This is a genomic window from Hydrocoleum sp. CS-953 (assembly GCF_002260545.1).
Lineage (GTDB): Bacteria > Cyanobacteriota > Cyanobacteriia > Cyanobacteriales > Microcoleaceae > Trichodesmium.
Genome location: NZ_LGSU01001474.1, coordinates 1 through 16961 on the forward strand (window position 1 = coordinate 1; position 16961 = coordinate 16961).

The following is a 16961-nucleotide window of genomic DNA, read 5'->3' on the forward strand; positions in this document are numbered from 1 at the left end:
TACGACTCCACCCAGACGTATTAGTAGAGGATATGCGCGTTGGCAAATTTTTAGTTGTACAAGGAGTACGCGCCCACTTTTTCTGTATGCTAACCGATGTTTTATTAGGAACATCCAGCGAACGAATAATGATTAACCCCCCCTACCTACAGATGATTTTTTGCAATCTGTTTTAGCTGGAGGTAGCACCTACGGAACTATCGAACTTGCCCCAATGTTAATGTTAGTTCTTGCTCCAGAAACATCACCAGTTTCTTTCAACTTCAACGAAAAAAATGACAATCAAAAAAAATCTCAATCCATAGAAAATTTAGCATCCTTTGAAGCTCAAACCAGTGCCGAAATTAAATTAATGCCAGTCAAAACTATTCCTAGTCATTTTTCCCAAGTTTATGAAGCAAGTGTGAGAGATTTTAGTTTAGTTTTTGGCAGGGAAGACGATACGAGTCGCCGGAATTTTGCTGTGGGTAAACCTATTGATATGGATGTACCTGTTTGTTTAGATTTAGATAGATTTGTAGAACGGAGTAATGGAATTTTTGGTAAGTCGGGAACTGGTAAATCTTTTTTGACTCGTCTTCTTTTATCTGGCATTATTCGGAAGGGTGCTGCCGTAAATTTAATCTTTGATATGCACTCTGAATATGGTTGGGAAGCTATGGCGGAGGGGAAACAAGTTAATACTGTAAAAGGTTTACGACAATTATTTCCCTATCGAGTGGAACTGTGGACTCTAGACCCAGAATCTACTAAACGTAGAGGGGTACGCGATGCACGAGAATTGTATTTGAGCTATAACNATTCGGAAGGGTGCTGCCGTAAATTTAATCTTTGATATGCACTCTGAATATGGTTGGGAAGCTATGGCGGAGGGGAAACAAGTTAATACTGTAAAAGGTTTACGACAATTATTTCCCTATCGAGTGGAACTGTGGACTCTAGACCCAGAATCTACTAAACGTAGAGGGGTACGCGATGCACGAGAATTGTATTTGAGCTATAACCAAATAGAGGTTGAAGATATTGGGTTGGTGCAACGGGAGTTAAATTTGTCTGAGGCAAGTATTGATAGTGCAAATATTCTCAGAAGTGAATTTGGTAAATCTTGGATTACTCAATTATTGGCAATGACTAATGAAGATATCCAAATATTTTGTGATGAAAAGAGAGGTCACAAAGGTTCAATTATGTCGTTACAAAGGAAATTATTACGACTGGATAATCTGAAATATATGCAGACAAAAAATACTAACAATTATATAGAGGAAATTTTAGAATCTTTAGATGCAGGGAAGCACGTTATNTTGGTAAATCTTGGATTACTCAATTATTGGCAATGACTAATGAAGATATCCAAATATTTTGTGATGAAAAGAGAGGTCACAAAGGTTCAATTATGTCGTTACAAAGGAAATTATTACGACTGGATAATCTGAAATATATGCAGACAAAAAATACTAACAATTATATAGAGGAAATTTTAGAATCTTTAGATGCAGGGAAGCACGTTATTATTGAATTTGGTTCCCAGTCAAATATGCTTTCCTATATGTTGGCTGCTAATATGATTACTCGCCGAATTCATAATAGTTATGTGCGGAAAGCAGATAAATTTTTAAGTTCTAAAAATCCTAATGATCGTCCTCAACAATTAGTCATAACTATTGAGGAAGCTCACCGTTTTCTCGACCCTGCTATAGTACGTTCAACTATTTTTGGTACTATCGCTAGGGAAATGCGGAAATATTTTGTGACTCTATTAGTTGTAGACCAGAGACCTTCCGGAATAGATGCAGAAGTTATGTCTCAAATAGGTACGAGAATTACAGCTCTTTTGAATGATGATAAAGATATTGATTCTATTTTAACGGGGGTTCCGGGGGGCATAGCTTGGCGGACGGTTTTGGAANTAGTCATAACTATTGAGGAAGCTCACCGTTTTCTCGACCCTGCTATAGTACGTTCAACTATTTTTGGTACTATCGCTAGGGAAATGCGGAAATATTTTGTGACTCTATTAGTTGTAGACCAGAGACCTTCCGGAATAGATGCAGAAGTTATGTCTCAAATAGGTACGAGAATTACAGCTCTTTTGAATGATGATAAAGATATTGATTCTATTTTTACCGGAGTTTCTGGGGGTCATAGTTTGCGGTCTGTTTTGGCAAAGTTGGATTCTAAACAGCAAGCGTTGGTATTAGGTCATGCGGTACCGATGCCTGTGGTAATTCAGACTCGTGCTTACGACCAGACCTTCTATCAGGAAATTGGAGATATCGATTGGCGGTATGTTTCTGATAATGAATTGTTTGAAGCAGCTCAGGTAGCTTTGGATGATATTGGGTTTTAGTTAAGGAATTGCTTGCTGGAATGACACTCTAGCTGGGTGCCTTGGAAAAATATCAGGAATGGAGAGAAGAAACTATCAATTCTTTCCCCCTACTCCCTACTCCCTCTTTTCTGGAGATATCTATTCCAGAGTGTGGTAGTCACCACGATCGGGACATAAATGCAAGTATAAACATTTTGGCTGCGGGACTCGCAGTGTCAGCGCCAGTCGCTCATGGGGGAAACCCCCAAGACCCCGCTGGCTTGTCTGTGGAGCGACTGTAAGACCCGAAGGGAGTAAGTCCCAGAAGGCAGGTGCTATGAGACAGAAAGCCTCTAACAGCGATGTTAGGGAATCCCGCGCTGTCTAGTAAGAGCAGCGTCGGGAGGATGTCAAGACCAGACTTTTTATCAGGAAATAGGGGGTATCGATTGGCGGTATGTTTCTGATAATGAGTTGTTTGAAGCAGCTCAGGTAGCTTTGGATGATATTGGGTTTTATTGAGTTCTCCAGGGGTTAAAACACCCTGGATTCAGTAGCTGTTGTGCTACGCGGGTTAAAACCACGCTACGCACTGCTGACGATATGATAAGGTTAAAGAATCCAACCTACATCGTTGTGGCAGACTCAAAACTGCCCTAGAGACCTTGGCTAGAGATAACCCTAGCTGTGTCGATACTTTTCGGAGAATATTAGCTGCTGCGTTACAATCAGCATTAATAACTTGACCCGATGCCGAGCGATACAGACCACGCTGAACACGCTTTCCTGATGGTCTCCACCCTTCAGGTTTCTCACCGAAAGTAGGTAGAAAATCATCGTCTAGGAAACTTGCTTTGCTAGTATAACTTTCCNGAGCGATACAGACCACGCTGAACACGCTTTCCTGATGGTCTCCACCCTTCAGGTTTCTCACCGAAAGTAGGTAGAAAATCATCGTCTAGGAAACTTGCTTTGCTAGTATAACTTTCCTCAGTCAAGATCAAGTTAAGTCCATGCTGTTGACACAATTGAGCTATTCTAGCTTTTAATTTAGCTGTTGGGATTTGCACAAAGTTTTGGTTATTCTTGGAACCGATATTAATTCCGTCTTTGATACCTTTGTTCCAACCAAATATGACGGTACTTATTTGATGCTCTAAGCACCAGTTAATGACAAACCTAGCTGCTTTATTCACATTGTCACGCATTTGGCGGTTACGCTTTTCGGTTATAGCAGCCAATTTTTCATCCCAGTAATCTCCTGCTTTGCCTTGCTTAATCTTGGCTAGTTGCTTGTTGTACCATTGCCATACGAGATTTTACCTTCCTGCCATCAACTATAAAAGCCTTACCTACATTACTTACACAGGCTAACCAGTTATTCAATCCNGCTTTATTCACATTGTCACGCATTTGGCGGTTACGCTTTTCGGTTATAGCAGCCAATTTTTCATCCCAGTAATCTCCTGCTTTGCCTTGCTTAATCTTGGCTAGTTGCTTGTTGTACCATTGCCATACGAGATTTTACCTTCCTGCCATCAACTATAAAAGCCTTACCTACATTACTTACACAGGCTAACCAGTTATTCAATCCTGGGTCAATACCTAAGACATTTTCTGCTATGGGTTGAGCTTGGTCTGGTTCTGGTTGGTTGTATGCAAATTCTAGATAAAAACAGTTATTTCTAGGTGCAAACCTAAATTCTTTAATCTGTTTAAAGTCTAGATTACTTGGCATTGGCAATAGGAAATGGTCAATGCCAAACCATGCCTTTACCTGATTACCTAATGGAAATTTCAGCATTCCATTGACTAGCTTAACCCAACGTGCAGGATAGCTAACAACTGCCAAGCCTCCTTTTTTACGATATTTCGGTGGTCTGGGTTTCTCTGCTAACTCGCCATTTTTATACATGGAGGCTAACTTAGCATAGGAGTTAAAAGACTCAATCACTGAATGCAAAGCTTGTTGGGCACAAGCAGACCTCATGGCTTTAAAATGTGGATTACTTTTAAGCTGAAAATCTAATTCAGCTTTAGTTAAAAACTTCCCTGCTTTGAACAGCATTTGCCGACAATAGTAGATCCCACAATTTGTTAATTTATTGGCCTCAGTACAAATATATTCCAGGACTGCTATAATTTTTGGCGTGCTATTAACTAGATGTTGCTGACATCCATACATTTGATTTACCTCCTGTAGATATAATAGCACTATTAAACATATTCTGTCTACAGATTTGATGTTTGCGCAGCATTCCGTAGGAAAGAAAAAACCAGATGAATATAGAAGAAATCCCCACTCAGTTACATTAATCAACTACCACTTTGTCTTTTGTCCAAAACGGAGAAAAGCTGTACTCATAGGTCAAGTTAAACAAAGGTTACAAGAGATAATTTTTGAGTTATGCACTGAACATGACTGGCGGTTAATCGCACTAGAAATCATGCCAGACCACCTACACCTGTTTTTAGAGGTTGACCCAACTTTTGCACCCTCTGTAATTATCAAGCGAGTCAAAGGTAGGGCCTCTCATCACTTGAGAAAAGAATTTCCCAGATTGCTGAAATTGCCTACTCTGTGGACACCAAGCTTTTTCTGTGCAACTACTGGCAATGCTTCAACACAGACAGTTATGAAGTATATTGAGAGCCAGATCTGATGGTTGATATGAAGAGACTNGGTTGACCCAACTTTTGCACCCTCTGTAATTATCAAGCGAGTCAAAGGTAGGGCCTCTCATCACTTGAGAAAAGAATTTCCCAGATTGCTGAAATTGCCTACTCTGTGGACACCAAGCTTTTTCTGTGCAACTACTGGCAATGCTTCAACACAGACAGTTATGAAGTATATTGAGAGCCAGATCTGATGGTTGATATGAAGAGACTTGAAAAATTAGAAAGGGAAAACTTTTCAACCCTAATACTGCTGCAATTTCCCACAACCAAACAGCACAAATTAACTGAAGTTATGGTCAGTCAAGCTTTTCTCGCAAATAAATATTTTTTTGTAATGATTTACTACCTATGGAAACAAACTATATAAAAATTTGTCTGCTAGGTTGTCTTGCAGGGTCTTGTGAAAATTCAGTATGTATAAATTCCACAGAATTATAAGTATTAATCCACAAATGAGCGCCACAAGGTGCGGGATTGTAAGGTTCATAGACAATTTGGCAAGGACCTGGAATATATAACTCATAACCATAGTCGTTACGCTTGCCGTCTTTAACAGAAAGGACTGGTTCCAGTTTCCCAGGAGGTTTACCGAAATTACCTTTAATCTTGTTTTGATTAACATGAATCATTTNTTGAGCTAGTAAAACTAATAAACGTTGACGGGAGATACCTAATAAAAAAGATGCTTCTCTAGTACGCATGATTTTTTCCTCAACTGTTGTACAATAGTAAGTGTCTAATAAAAAGGTAACTTTGAGAAAGTTACCTAAAGATAAATGTAAATTAAATTATTGATTTTATAAATCTAGATAATTTAGAGGCTACCCAAATTTGCTAAACCAAGAATCACACCAGCACCTAAAATATGACCGAAGCTTGTAGTTGCTAAAACACCAGCTACTCCAAAACCACCGAAAAAGTTAGAAGCAGGCATGGCTGGACCCACACTAGGATATTTTACTGTTAACTTGCCGAAGGCGATCGCTACGATATTACAGATAATCATTATTAAGGCAATTTTAGGACTCCAGCTAAAAGTATTGGGGCCAAGTGTTAATAAGGTTGAGTAAAGCATTTTTTCTTCTCCTATACCTAAATATGTAAATTGAAAATGTCAATGGCATCTTTATATCAGAAAATTGTTCTTTTTTTTCTTCTGGTGAGACTTAGCAATAATTCTTTACAATTTCTACCTGGAATTTAAGAGATTCTGGAGTTTTGGATTAATCAGGGTTTCCCGATCAATTCTCAAAGCATTTATATATAAAGGCTTTAGCCTTTTTAGGGGGGAAATGCCAGGTATCACGTCTAAAACGCTCAAAAAGTTAGCATTTTAGGCAAACAAGGGCAAAAAAATTACTCCCCTACTCCTTAAAAAGACTTTTTCAGCAAACCCTAATTAGGGCTTGCTGATTAATTCTCGCGCGTATTAACAGCTAAAGGCAAAAGCATTTTTGGGTTGAAAAAAGTGCTAGCTTTTCGGTGGAAAAAGCTCAAAAAGCTAGTATTTTGGGCTGATTATGGCAGAAAAATTACTATATCCAATTTTTTTGACTACCTCCTCTATAATAAATAAAAAAAGTATGACGCAAGTAAGTAGGTGAGCTTAATTATCGGTTCAATAGCAATGAAGATTTAAAACGGTGAGAACCTATTGGTAACTTGCTTCTAGGTTCTTTTTCAAATTTTTTATTTTAACCTCTATTTATGCCTACTTACTTAGTAGAAGAAATTATTGATGACTCGCCTAATCCAGAACTAAAGCCACCCTCAAAGGGCGAGGCTTCAGACCCACTTTTTTGGTGAAACTATTTTTCTTGCTCCTGTTTGCGCTTTAAGGAAGTAGCACCTAAAGCACCTGCTCCTAACAAACCCAGTAGAGCAGTAGGTTCAGGTACAGCTTCAGGTAGAGACTCAGCAGTCGCAAAAGCAACTTCGCCAATACCACATAAATTCGCATTTTCACAGCCTGTTATCTCAAATTGGACGAATTGTGCATTGACAACAGAGCCGAAATCAATTACTTCCGCAGAATAATCGTTATTAATTGGATTATTGATCGGAGATACTCCACTCAAAATAGTAGAGAAATTCACCCCATCATTAGAAGACAATATATTGAAAGAGGAAATCCCGGCACCTTCTTCGTTCCAAAGTGCAAGGCGGTCAATAGCCAAAATACTACCGAGATCGTAGGTTATAGTTTGGTTAGGGCCTTGAAAATTACTGAACCATTCGTTACCAGCGAATACTAGAGTGTGTAGAGGATTTTGAGCGAGATAAGTATCAAAATCATCTACGCCACTCGTAAATCCAATACTGAGACCTGATTGGTTAATGGTGTTGATAATTTCCCCACCAGGTGTAAATTCTGAAGTTGCCGTTGCATCCACTGGGCTGACGATCAAAGCAGCTTGAGCTGGGTTAATATCTACCAGCATAGTTAAACCTAATGTTGTAGCAGCAGCAATGGAAAGCTTTTTCAACATGATGATAAAATTCCTGTGTCTGTTGTAATTTGATGAGAGTAACTTTAGGTATAGCCCTTATAATCAGTGCTTTAACCTTTTGTTTGTTTCCTATACTTCTATTAAACCCTCCCCAAAAAACATTTGCAATACCTTTTTCTCAATTTTACAGAATCTTTAAATTTGCTGAGAAGATTTTGAAGAGTAAAATCAGTGGTATGAATTATGAAATAAGGGTTTGAGATATCTAGCTCTGCCCAAGAAAAAAATGAAAATTTGAGATCATAACCGTGTAATCGCTGACAGTTAAAAACAAGAGTGTAAAAAGAAAAAAGTGAAAATCAACAAACACAAAAAGCTGTTCAAAATTTTAAATAGTAGATAATCTAGGTATTAGCATCAGGGAAAAAAACCGAATCAGTAGAGAAGAAAACTAGCTATAGGAGAAGGTGAATTTACTTAAGTAAGATGAAATAGAATAATTAATCCAAAAGTCCAGGGCATCAAACAAAGTCCATTAACTGGACATTATTGTAACTCAAGGCCATTTATAGCCCTAAGCCCTCGCCATACCGTTTCACACAAGTCATAACTTTACGGAATCTTTGGTTTTTCCAATGATATTTTTTGTAATTTAAATCAGCGAAATTAATTGCTAAATAAAGCTTTGAGGTGCATAGTTATACAAAAATTAATTATGAAGTTTTGATCGAGTTGGATTTGATAGTACATTTAGGCAGCTTGAGAGTGCTAAGGAAAGAGTTTGAGCAAAAATGTGAGCTTCTTGCCGAGATTAGCTAACTAAACCTTCACTGATGGGAGCAAGATGCTCCCACTAGCCAACAATTGAATTGAATCTTGACTGATATAGCAGTCCTAAATAGGTTGTAATTTTGATCGTAGGGGTTTGGTTTCCAAATCCCCTCTTAGTTTGGGGAAACGAGACCAAACCCCTACAGTTTTTTTCACAAATAATTTAGGATTGCTATAGATGTACTGATAACTGATAACTGAATTAAGGCAACCAAATATCAGGAAATATAGACTTTCCAACTTCTCGCACTGACTGATTAATCATCCTAGCAAATTTAATATGTTCTTCATCGTCTTCCACCGGAATAATATTAGCTTTCTCCCCTAACTTAAACTTATCGACTATTAAATTTGCAGCTTCCAAACCAGTCACATAAGCTTTTTCCTGAGACCACGATCCATGACGATTAACAATCCAATCCCCACTCATAAATACATTCTCAAAACTTGTCTTTGCCGGGAGTAAATATTGATAGCTACCAGGGAAAAAATGAGTCACTCCTTCCCTCACCCTTACAACACTTTGGTCAATAATTTCTGCCTCTCTAAATTCAGAAATACAACTTGCTAAATATCCCCGCACAATTTTTATTATTTCCTCGTCAGCCAAAGGTAAAAATTGATTAGCATGATAAAAATCTACTTCTACAACCGTTCCTGGTTCATGTCGAAATTCGTCATGTAAAGCATTCAAATCAAAAAACGTCCAACCAGTAGTTGCATCAAATCCAAAACAAGCATTAGAAGCACGAGGAATCGGAATTTTTCTATCAAACCATAATCTAACTCCTAATACATCAACTCCACCCAGATTATTAATATTCCTAAATTCTTGACGACTTTGTAAAGCTTCACTTCCTGACAAAATCTTTTTCATTCCACTAATACCAACAGCAAAAATTACAGCATCCGCCTCAAATATTTCCTCTTCACAAACAACTCCTTTTGCTTTGCCATTATCATCAACAATTAATTCAGTAACTCTCTGTTTTGTCAGAANAAACAAGCATTAGAAGCACGAGGAATCGGAATTTTTCTATCAAACCATAATCTAACTCCTAATACATCAACTCCACCCAGATTATTAATATTCCTAAATTCTTGACGACTTTGTAAAGCTTCACTTCCTGACAAAATCTTTTTCATTCCACTAATCCCAACAGCAAAAATTACAGCATCCGCCTCAAATATTTCCTCTTCACAAACAACTCCTTTTGCTTTGCCATTATCATCAACAATTAATTCAGTAACTCTCTGTTTTGTCAGAACTTTTCCACCTAAACTTTCAATATTTTCCACCCAAGGTTTAAATATCATTTCTCCAACAGTACCTCGACACCAAACCACATCAAAATTAGGTTGATGAGCCAGAATAAAATAATACAACATTCCCAAAGCAGCAGCAGCAGAACATTGTTCTCCCGGAGCAAATAAACCAACTAATAACATGGCATTAAAAGCATCATCATATAATCTTTTAGTCACACCATATTGTTTAAATAATTCTCTCGCTGTTACAGAATCATATCTTCGCCAAGCATCATCCGAATTATCAAAATCTATAAGAGAATAAAGTAGTGGTAGAGCAGAAAGGCGATCGCTCAAAGGCAAGCGTTGAAATTGAGTATAAATAAAAGTACCAAGAGGAGTTGGTAACGGTGGTAAATCTTGAAAAATTGGTGATTCTACTTCTAATCCAGCCGGAGAATATTGAGCCGAACGAGTCCAAGGGGTGAAAGGATTAAGGTTTAGCTCCTTGACAAGAGAAAATATATTATGGTATGGATACCAAAAACCATGTATGCCCACTTCTACTGNTTGAAATTGAGTATAAATAAAAGTACCAAGAGGAGTTGGTAACGGTGGTAAATCTTGAAAAATTGGTGATTCTACTTCTAATCCAGCCGGAGAATATTGAGCCGAACGAGTCCAAGGGGTGAAAGGATTAAGGTTTAGCTCCTTGACAAGAGAAAATATATTATGGTATGGATACCAAAAACCATGTATGCCCACTTCTACTGAACGGCCACCAGGAGTTTTCCAGCCAGCCACTAAACCACCAGGATAAGGGCCAGCTTCTAGAAGTGTAACGTCATAGCCATTTTTAGCTAGGTGGTGAGTGGCTCCTAAACCAGCCCAGCCAGCACCTACTACTACTATCTTTGGAGTTTGAGTTTCTGTTGTCATAGTAAAATTTCGGTAAGTGGGAAACCACCGTCTTTTAAGCGGTGGATGTAAACGACTCGACGGAAATTAATCCGTTCGTCAGGTCAAAAAAATGTGTTATAATTAACTAATAACTTAAAAAGTAGTATCAATGGTATGCATGGCCGGGGGAGAGTAGTGGCAATTGGCACCGCCTTGTATGGGGGAACGGCCGTTTGCCCATACTGCTGCTGTATACGTACTAGGGTACGGTACTGGCAATGTGGTTGTTTCGATTTTTCGGGAACCGTGCAATGTGGAAATCGTGGTTGTAACCCGATTTACAGCTCCTCTGAAAAATCCACGGGACTTTAGTCCGTGGAGTGTCAAACTTCATAAAAATATAGTCAAATATAACATATCCTCCTGCATTGCAGGTGTTATCCTAACGCTCGTGTTAGCGTAGCTCCGACCCAGGAGGCACTACAACACCACGCCAGTTGCGTGACTCTCGAGAGACCCGCCCAACGCACTGGCTCCTCTATCCCATGGTCAAAGACAAAAGGGAGCTGCTTTTTTCGCATTGGTTTAGAGAACCGATGACTTTACTAATTGATTAATCCTTTGCGGGCACTGCGATACAAACAACATTGTGTTGATGCAGTGGCTCACGAGGGAAACCCCATTCAGCGGCGCTACNACCACGCCAGTTGCGTGACTCTCGAGAGACCCGCCCAACGCACTGGCTCCTCTATCCCATGGTCAAAGACAAAAGGGAGCTGCTTTTTTCGCATTGGTTTAGAGAACCGTTGACTTTACTCATTGATTAATCCTTTGCGGGCACTGCGATACAAACCTCTTTGTCTTGATGCAGTCGCTCATGAGGGAAACCCCCTTTGGCGGCGCTGCATCGCTTTACTCTTTTCGGTGAAAAGTTGACTTGATTTTTCTGACCTTTTTTGTATACTGGAATCAAATCATTATCTATAAAACTTGATGCGGAGGTATAAGATTCTTCTGTAATAATTATATTTATCCCTACCATCTTGGCTTTATAAGATAACATTTCAATTAACTTATTATAGGGAACAGATACAAAATTTTGATGATTTCTTTTCCCTAAATTTATCTTCTGCTTCCAGTCTTCATTATGCCCAATTATCAGAGTTCCTCTGCATCTGATTCATTAAAGTATCAATAATCAAACGAGATGCAATATGCAAGGTAATCATTGATTTTAAATTCTCTTTTTAACATCAGCTTTTTCAATCTCTTACTTGATTGATTTTTCCGGAGTTGAGATTGTAGGAAGCTTTTAACTTTGTTATAGTATTAATTGATAGATTTTAACGGTCTGCCATTTATCACTCTTGGGTTTAAGTACACCTTGATTAAAAGTTTCGGCTGTCGCCGACATGATAATGTAGCTAAATTGTTTAATCCAATATCAATACTGGCCTAACGATTTTTCTCTAGCTNGAGTTCCTCTGCATCTGATTCATTAAAGTATCAATAATCAAACGAGATGCAATATGCAAGGTAATCATTGATTTTAAATTCTCTTTTTAACATCAGCTTTTTCAATCTCTTACTTGATTGATTTTTCCGGAGTTGAGATTGTAGGAAGCTTTTAACTTTGTTATAGTATTAATTGATAGATTTTAACGGTCTGCCATTTATCACTCTTGGGTTTAAGTACACCTTGATTAAAAGTTTCGGCTGTCGCCGACATGAAAATGTAGCTAAATTGTTTAATCCAATATCAATACTGGCCTAACGATTTTTCTCTAGCTCCTATTGTTTTTCGCATTTCTCATAAATCACCTCAATTACATAATGATTAAGTCTAGGGACGAGACGAACTTGTTTAAGAGCGTGAAGTTGGTACTAATGTTTTTAGATAAATGCCAGTTTTACTGGGATTAATAATTCCTTGTTTTAGTTGCCTCTTGCTGATAGCTTGTTTAGTATAAACTATAATATTTATTCGGTGTTATTTTATTTTTATATCCACCGAAGAGGAGGACGAGATTTAAACTTTGATGGATTCTCTTTAAAAACTTCGTTCACGGCTAAAAAGCAATTCATGTGTTTCTATCTAGTATCATCAATATTTGTTGAGATACTCGATTCTGGCATTGCTTGATAGTCTGCTTGAGTAGAAAGTGTTTTTTGTAGGTCATAGTAGGATAGATTTTTCTTTTCAAATATCCAAGAGGTCCGAACTAAATAATTAGCATGAGTTTAAGAGATTTTTCGACAAGAAACACAGTCGGTCAATTTCAACATAAAACCGNGTCTGCTTGAGTAGAAAGTGTTTTTTGTAGGTCATAGTAGGATAGATTTTTCTTTTCAAATATCCAAGAGGTCCGAACTAAATAATTAGCATGAGTTTAAGAGATTTTTCGACAAGAAACACAGTCGGTCAATTTCAACATAAAACCGATGTGTTGAGGGATTAAAATTACGATTAGGCTCTCTTGAGTTCGGAATTTTTATGATTATTGAGTCGGCAATTCTGAACCAGTTTCATTGTACCATATCTTGTCACCTACCATTTTATACCAATTACCAAAAGTAATGCTATACTTGACAAAGCTTCAATTATTAAGTAATCAACACAGGCGCATGGAACCTTTTGAATAATTAGCACACCAGGAGCGTATTAATTATTCTCATGTTTACTTCTCCCCAACTCCCCGACTCCCCCAGGGCTGTTTCATTCTCGCAAAAAGCAGAGTGTGGGAAATGTTTGGAGTCTGGGAAGTCTGGGAAGTAAGAAACTCCCAAAAAGTTGATTCAAAAGTTTCCCCGGCCTTAAAATTAATCCTAAGTAACTTTAATTATAGGGAGTAGTCAAATCTGCAAAATTTCTTCATGCCAAAACTTATCACCTAGTGGCCTCAAACCTCAAACCTTCATAAAGATATAGTTAAAATAAAAATATAAAGTCTATATCTTCTAGTGAAAAATAACAAGGATATAGATTATATCACAGAACCTTTATAAAGTCAAGAAAAAAATATTAGTGTCATACTCAACCCAGAACAGCCAAGAGCTGGATCTGAAGACCTTATTTCCATTTGAACTAGACAACTTCCAGAAACAGGCGATCGCCGCCCTGAACGCTGGAAAATCAGTAGTTGTTTGTGCCCCCACAGGCTCAGGCAAAACCCTAATTGGAGAATACGCCATCTATCGGGCCCTGAGTCGTGGACGACGAGTATTCTACACAACACCCCTAAAAGCCCTGTCCAACCAGAAATTACGGGACTTCCGCAACCAATTTGGAAGCGAAATGGTAGGGCTAGTCACAGGAGATACCTCTGTCAACCGGGAAGCACCGATCCTGGTAATGACCACAGAAATCTTCCGCAATATGCTGTATGGTACTCCCATTGGAGAAATAGGCACATCCCTAGAGAGAGTAGAAGCCGTAGTTCTAGACGAATGTCACTACATGAACGATCGCCAACGAGGCACAGTCTGGGAAGAATCAATAATTTACTGCCCCTCAGAAATTCAACTATTAGCCCTCTCCGCCACAGTGGCCAACAGCGATCAACTCACAGACTGGATTCTCAGAGTCCATGGACCTACCGAACTCATCTACTCTGATTTCCGACCAGTCCCCCTAGAATTTAATTTCTCCAACAACAAAGGCTTATTTCCTCTACTCAACAACAATCAGAAAAGAATCAATCNATCAATAATTTACTGCCCCTCAGAAATTCAACTATTAGCCCTCTCCGCCACAGTGGCCAACAGCGATCAACTCACAGACTGGATTCTCAGAGTCCATGGACCTACCGAACTCATCTACTCTGATTTCCGACCAGTCCCCCTAGAATTTAATTTCTCCAACAACAAAGGCTTATTTCCTCTACTCAACAACAATCAGAAAAGAATCAATCCCCTACTCAAGCCGAAAACTAGACAAACAGGTAGAGATAGAAGAGAAAGACAACTAGAACCAATATTACCAGCAGTCTTATCTCAGCTCAAAGAGCGAGATATGTTACCAGCTATCTACTTTATATTCAGTCGTAGGGGATGTGCTCGTGCAGTAACAGATGTAGCACAAGTCAGCAATCTTACTTTGGTCAACGAAGCAGAAGCAGCCAGACTACAGAAGCTAATTCAGGAATTTCTCAAGCGTAACCCAGAGCTAGCTAAGTCTCAACAGTTAGAACCTCTCACCAGAGGAATAGCAGCTCACCATGCTGGAATGTTACCAGTCTGGAAAGGATTAGTCGAAGAATTATTTCAGCAAGGTTTAATCAAAGTAGTATTTGCCACAGAAACCTTAGCGGCAGGAATTAATATGCCAGCCCGGACAACAGTTATCTCCAGTCTCTCCCAACGTACAGATGATGGACACCGACTCCTAAGACCATCAGAATTTCTGCAAATGGCAGGTAGGGCAGGAAGGCGAGNCAGTAACAGATGTAGCACAAGTCAGCAATCTTACTTTGGTCAACGAAGCAGAAGCAGCCAGACTACAGAAGCTAATTCAGGAATTTCTCAAGCGTAACCCAGAGCTAGCTAAGTCTCAACAGTTAGAACCTCTCACCAGAGGAATAGCAGCTCACCATGCTGGAATGTTACCAGTCTGGAAAGGATTAGTCGAAGAATTATTTCAGCAAGGTTTAATCAAAGTAGTATTTGCCACAGAAACCTTAGCGGCAGGAATTAATATGCCAGCCCGGACAACAGTTATCTCCAGTCTCTCCAAACGTACAGATGATGGACACCGACTCCTAAGACCATCAGAATTTCTGCAAATGGCAGGTAGGGCAGGAAGGCGAGGGATGGATTTTCAAGGTTATGTTGTAACTGTACAAACTAGGTTTGAGGGTGCTAAAGAGGCGGCTTATTTAGCAACTTCAGGAGCTGACCCGCTGGTAAGCCAGTTTACTCCTAGCTATGGTATGGTGCTGAATTTACTACAAACTCATACATTGGAGGAGGCAAAGGAGTTAGTAGAACGTAGTTTTGGTCAGTATTTGTCTACCCTATTTCTCATGCCAGAGCGCAAAGAGATTGAGCAAAAGCAAGAGGAGTTGACCTCTGTAGAAAATAAGCTGGGAATTTATGAAGAGAATGATTGGGTTAATCTCGAACAACTACTGGCAGGTTATGAGAAGTTACGGGAAAAAGCAAAAGAGGAGAAACGACTGCTGAAAATTTTGCAGAAGCAGGCAGAGGAAACTAGGATTAAAGAAATGTCTTTGTCTTTGTCTTTTGCAGTGTTGGGAACTATTGTTAGTTTGAAAGGAAAGCACGTTCCTACTGCAAAAAAATCTACTTCAGAAGCAATTCCAGCAGTGTTGGTGGCAAAAGTTCCTGGATCTGGTCAGTCTTCTAACTTCTTATGTTTGGGTAGAGATAATCGGTGGTATGTAGTAGCAGCAATGGATGTGGTGGTTTTACAGGCAGATTTACCTCGGCTGGTTGCTGTGGACTATATGGAATTGCCGGTGGAAATTGATTTTAGGTTGGGGCAATGTCGCAAAGGAGATGAAGTTTCTCTGGCTTTAGCTCAACAAATTCCAGTAGTAGAGCTACCAGTAGATGCTCCAGAAGTTTTAGCACAAATGCAGAAAGTGGCAACGGTAGAAGCACAAGCCGAGGAACATCCAGTGAAGGAATGGGGGAACCCTCGTACTTTGTTAAAGGGTTGGCGACGGATAGGAATGTTAAGGGCAGAAATAGACGATCGCCAAACTCAGTTGGAGGATAAGTTGGCACGCCACTGGCAAGAGTTTCTCAATCTAATTGAAATTTTGCAATATTTTGGATGTCTCCATGGGGTTGAGCCTACGGAGATTGGTCAAGCTTGTGCAGCAATTAGGGGTGATAATGAATTGTGGCTCGGTTTAGCTTTGATGTCTGGCGCTTTAGAGCCACTTGACCCCCATCATTTGGCTGCTGCTTGTGCTGGTCTGGTGACAGAGATTACTAGACCTGATAGTTGGACTCGTTATGAGTTGTCTGTTGAGGTAGACGAGGCTTTGGCTAGTTTGCGGAGTTTACGACATCAGTTATTTCAGGTGCAGCGTAGGTATAGGGTAGCTTTACCTGTTTGGTTGGAACGGGATTTGATTGGTTTGGTAGAACAGTGGGCTTTGGGAGTGGAATGGCAAGAGTTAGTAGAAAATACAAGTCTGGATGAGGGGGATGTTGTCCGGATTTTACGTCGGACTTTGGATTTTTTGTCTCAGATTCCTCATGTGCCTCATTTATCTGATGCTTTGCAACGGAATGCTTATCGGGCTATGCAGTTGATTGACCGTTTCCCTGTTAATGAGTCTTTGGATAATAGTTGAAGTCTCTAGGGGGTAATTAGTTATCGTATCACTAAGGAGTCAGGAGTCAGGAAAGGATTTGAGTAGTATGAATTTTTAAATTCGTATTTAATAGAACATCTCTAAGTTGAGGAAGTAATTTTGCGATTACTGTATAACCGGATTTTATATAAGATGTTGCAATAGTAGGGGCGGGTTCAGTGTTAAATTAATCAGGTTCAACCATATTTCAGATGA

The 16961-nt window shown here is 39.2% G+C and carries 9 protein-coding genes and 11 pseudogenes; 11 read left to right on the forward strand and 9 right to left on the reverse strand.

What is annotated here, in order from left to right; genetic code table 11:
* From AFK68_RS47285 to AFK68_RS47290, 6 genes and pseudogenes are all read left to right on the forward strand, one after another.
* Positions 1 to 227, forward strand: a pseudogene (locus AFK68_RS47285) (HAS-barrel domain-containing protein); the annotation flags it as partial.
* Positions 221 to 799, forward strand: a 579-nt coding sequence (locus tag AFK68_RS32045; protein WP_371357648.1) for an ATP-binding protein, incomplete at its 3' end; no start/stop codon positions are given. The pseudogene AFK68_RS47285 and the gene AFK68_RS32045, both read left to right, overlap by 7 nt.
* A gap of 1 nt (position 800) precedes the next feature.
* A pseudogene (locus AFK68_RS32050) lies at positions 801 to 1303 on the forward strand (helicase HerA domain-containing protein); the annotation flags it as partial.
* Between the two features lies 1 nt (position 1304).
* Positions 1305 to 1909: pseudogene (locus AFK68_RS32055) on the forward strand (ATPase); the annotation flags it as partial.
* A gap of 1 nt (position 1910) precedes the next feature.
* A pseudogene (locus AFK68_RS43015) lies at positions 1911 to 2350 on the forward strand (ATPase); the annotation flags it as partial.
* Between the two features lie 41 nt (positions 2351 to 2391).
* The gene (locus AFK68_RS47290) at positions 2392 to 2613 is read left to right on the forward strand and encodes a hypothetical protein (protein ID WP_143438514.1); all 222 of its coding nucleotides are present in this window, start codon (positions 2392 to 2394) and stop codon (positions 2611 to 2613) included.
* A gap of 272 nt (positions 2614 to 2885) precedes the next feature.
* On the opposite strand, the pseudogene AFK68_RS43020 reads toward AFK68_RS47290, so the two are convergent.
* The 3 genes and pseudogenes from AFK68_RS43020 to AFK68_RS32075 all read right to left on the reverse strand — a co-directional run.
* Positions 2886 to 3183 (reverse strand): annotated as a pseudogene (locus tag AFK68_RS43020) (RNA-guided endonuclease TnpB family protein); the annotation flags it as partial.
* 1 nt (position 3184) lies between these two features.
* Positions 3185 to 3519: pseudogene (locus AFK68_RS47295) on the reverse strand (IS200/IS605 family accessory protein TnpB-related protein); the annotation flags it as partial.
* Between the two features lie 272 nt (positions 3520 to 3791).
* Positions 3792 to 4496 (reverse strand): transposase, encoded by a 705-nt coding sequence (locus tag AFK68_RS32075; protein ID WP_246844591.1) that lies wholly within the window; start codon positions 4494 to 4496, stop codon positions 3792 to 3794.
* 58 nt (positions 4497 to 4554) lie between these two features.
* Between AFK68_RS32075 and tnpA the strand changes: the two genes are divergently transcribed.
* Together tnpA and AFK68_RS32085 are read left to right on the forward strand one after the other, a co-directional pair.
* On the forward strand, positions 4555 to 4974 hold the full coding sequence (tnpA, locus tag AFK68_RS32080) for an IS200/IS605 family transposase (RefSeq protein WP_094678215.1): 420 nt from the start codon (positions 4555 to 4557) through the stop codon (positions 4972 to 4974).
* Positions 4975 to 4994: 20 nt separating this feature from the next.
* Positions 4995 to 5181 (forward strand): annotated as a pseudogene (locus tag AFK68_RS32085) (transposase); the annotation flags it as partial.
* A 623-nt stretch (positions 5182 to 5804) separates the two neighbouring features.
* Here the strand turns inward: AFK68_RS32085 and psaK are convergent.
* The 6 genes and pseudogenes from psaK to AFK68_RS40465 all read right to left on the reverse strand — a co-directional run bounded on the left by psaK (position 5805) and on the right by AFK68_RS40465 (position 11599).
* Positions 5805 to 6065: a photosystem I reaction center subunit PsaK gene (psaK, locus tag AFK68_RS32095; RefSeq protein WP_094678219.1), complete on the reverse strand. Its 261-nt coding sequence runs from the start codon at positions 6063 to 6065 to the stop codon at positions 5805 to 5807.
* A gap of 733 nt (positions 6066 to 6798) precedes the next feature.
* Positions 6799 to 7479 carry a discoidin domain-containing protein gene (locus AFK68_RS32100; RefSeq protein ID WP_094678227.1) on the reverse strand — a complete coding sequence of 227 codons (681 nt, stop codon included), beginning with the start codon at positions 7477 to 7479 and terminating at the stop codon, positions 6799 to 6801.
* Between the two features lie 994 nt (positions 7480 to 8473).
* Positions 8474 to 9148 carry an FAD-dependent oxidoreductase gene (locus AFK68_RS32105; protein ID WP_371357649.1) on the reverse strand — a complete coding sequence of 225 codons (675 nt, stop codon included), beginning with the start codon at positions 9146 to 9148 and terminating at the stop codon, positions 8474 to 8476.
* Positions 9149 to 9271: 123 nt separating this feature from the next.
* Positions 9272 to 10080 (reverse strand): annotated as a pseudogene (locus AFK68_RS32110) (FAD-dependent oxidoreductase); the annotation flags it as partial.
* A gap of 9 nt (positions 10081 to 10089) precedes the next feature.
* Positions 10090 to 10458 (reverse strand): annotated as a pseudogene (locus AFK68_RS43025) (FAD-dependent oxidoreductase); the annotation flags it as partial.
* A 784-nt stretch (positions 10459 to 11242) separates the two neighbouring features.
* Complete coding sequence (locus tag AFK68_RS40465) at positions 11243 to 11599, reverse strand: IS200/IS605 family accessory protein TnpB-related protein (RefSeq protein ID WP_210407731.1); 357 nt, start codon at positions 11597 to 11599, stop codon at positions 11243 to 11245.
* A 1845-nt stretch (positions 11600 to 13444) separates the two neighbouring features.
* On the opposite strand from AFK68_RS40465, the gene AFK68_RS32125 reads away from it, so the two are divergent.
* The 3 genes and pseudogenes from AFK68_RS32125 to AFK68_RS32135 form a co-directional block, all read left to right on the forward strand.
* Positions 13445 to 14120 (forward strand): DEAD/DEAH box helicase (locus AFK68_RS32125; protein WP_143438518.1); only part of this gene is annotated, 676 nt, incomplete at its 3' end.
* A gap of 1 nt (position 14121) precedes the next feature.
* Positions 14122 to 14852, forward strand: a pseudogene (locus AFK68_RS32130) (helicase-related protein); the annotation flags it as partial.
* Position 14853: 1 nt separating this feature from the next.
* Positions 14854 to 16745: pseudogene (locus tag AFK68_RS32135) on the forward strand (helicase-related protein); the annotation flags it as partial.
* Between the last annotated feature and the right edge of the window lie 216 nt (positions 16746 to 16961).

What these genes read in the sequence shown, in the direction of transcription:
- AFK68_RS32075 (WP_246844591.1), bottom strand. Translation starts at nt 4,496, where the DNA reads ATGTATGGATGTCAGCAACATCTAGTTAATAGCACGCCAAAAATTATA.
- tnpA (WP_094678215.1), top strand. Translation starts at nt 4,555, where the DNA reads ATGTTTGCGCAGCATTCCGTAGGAAAGAAAAAACCAGATGAATATAGA.
- psaK (WP_094678219.1), bottom strand. Translation starts at nt 6,065, where the DNA reads ATGCTTTACTCAACCTTATTAACACTTGGCCCCAATACTTTTAGCTGG.
- AFK68_RS32100 (WP_094678227.1), bottom strand. Translation starts at nt 7,479, where the DNA reads ATGTTGAAAAAGCTTTCCATTGCTGCTGCTACAACATTAGGTTTAACT.
- AFK68_RS32105 (WP_371357649.1), bottom strand. Translation starts at nt 9,148, where the DNA reads ATGAAAAAGATTTTGTCAGGAAGTGAAGCTTTACAAAGTCGTCAAGAA.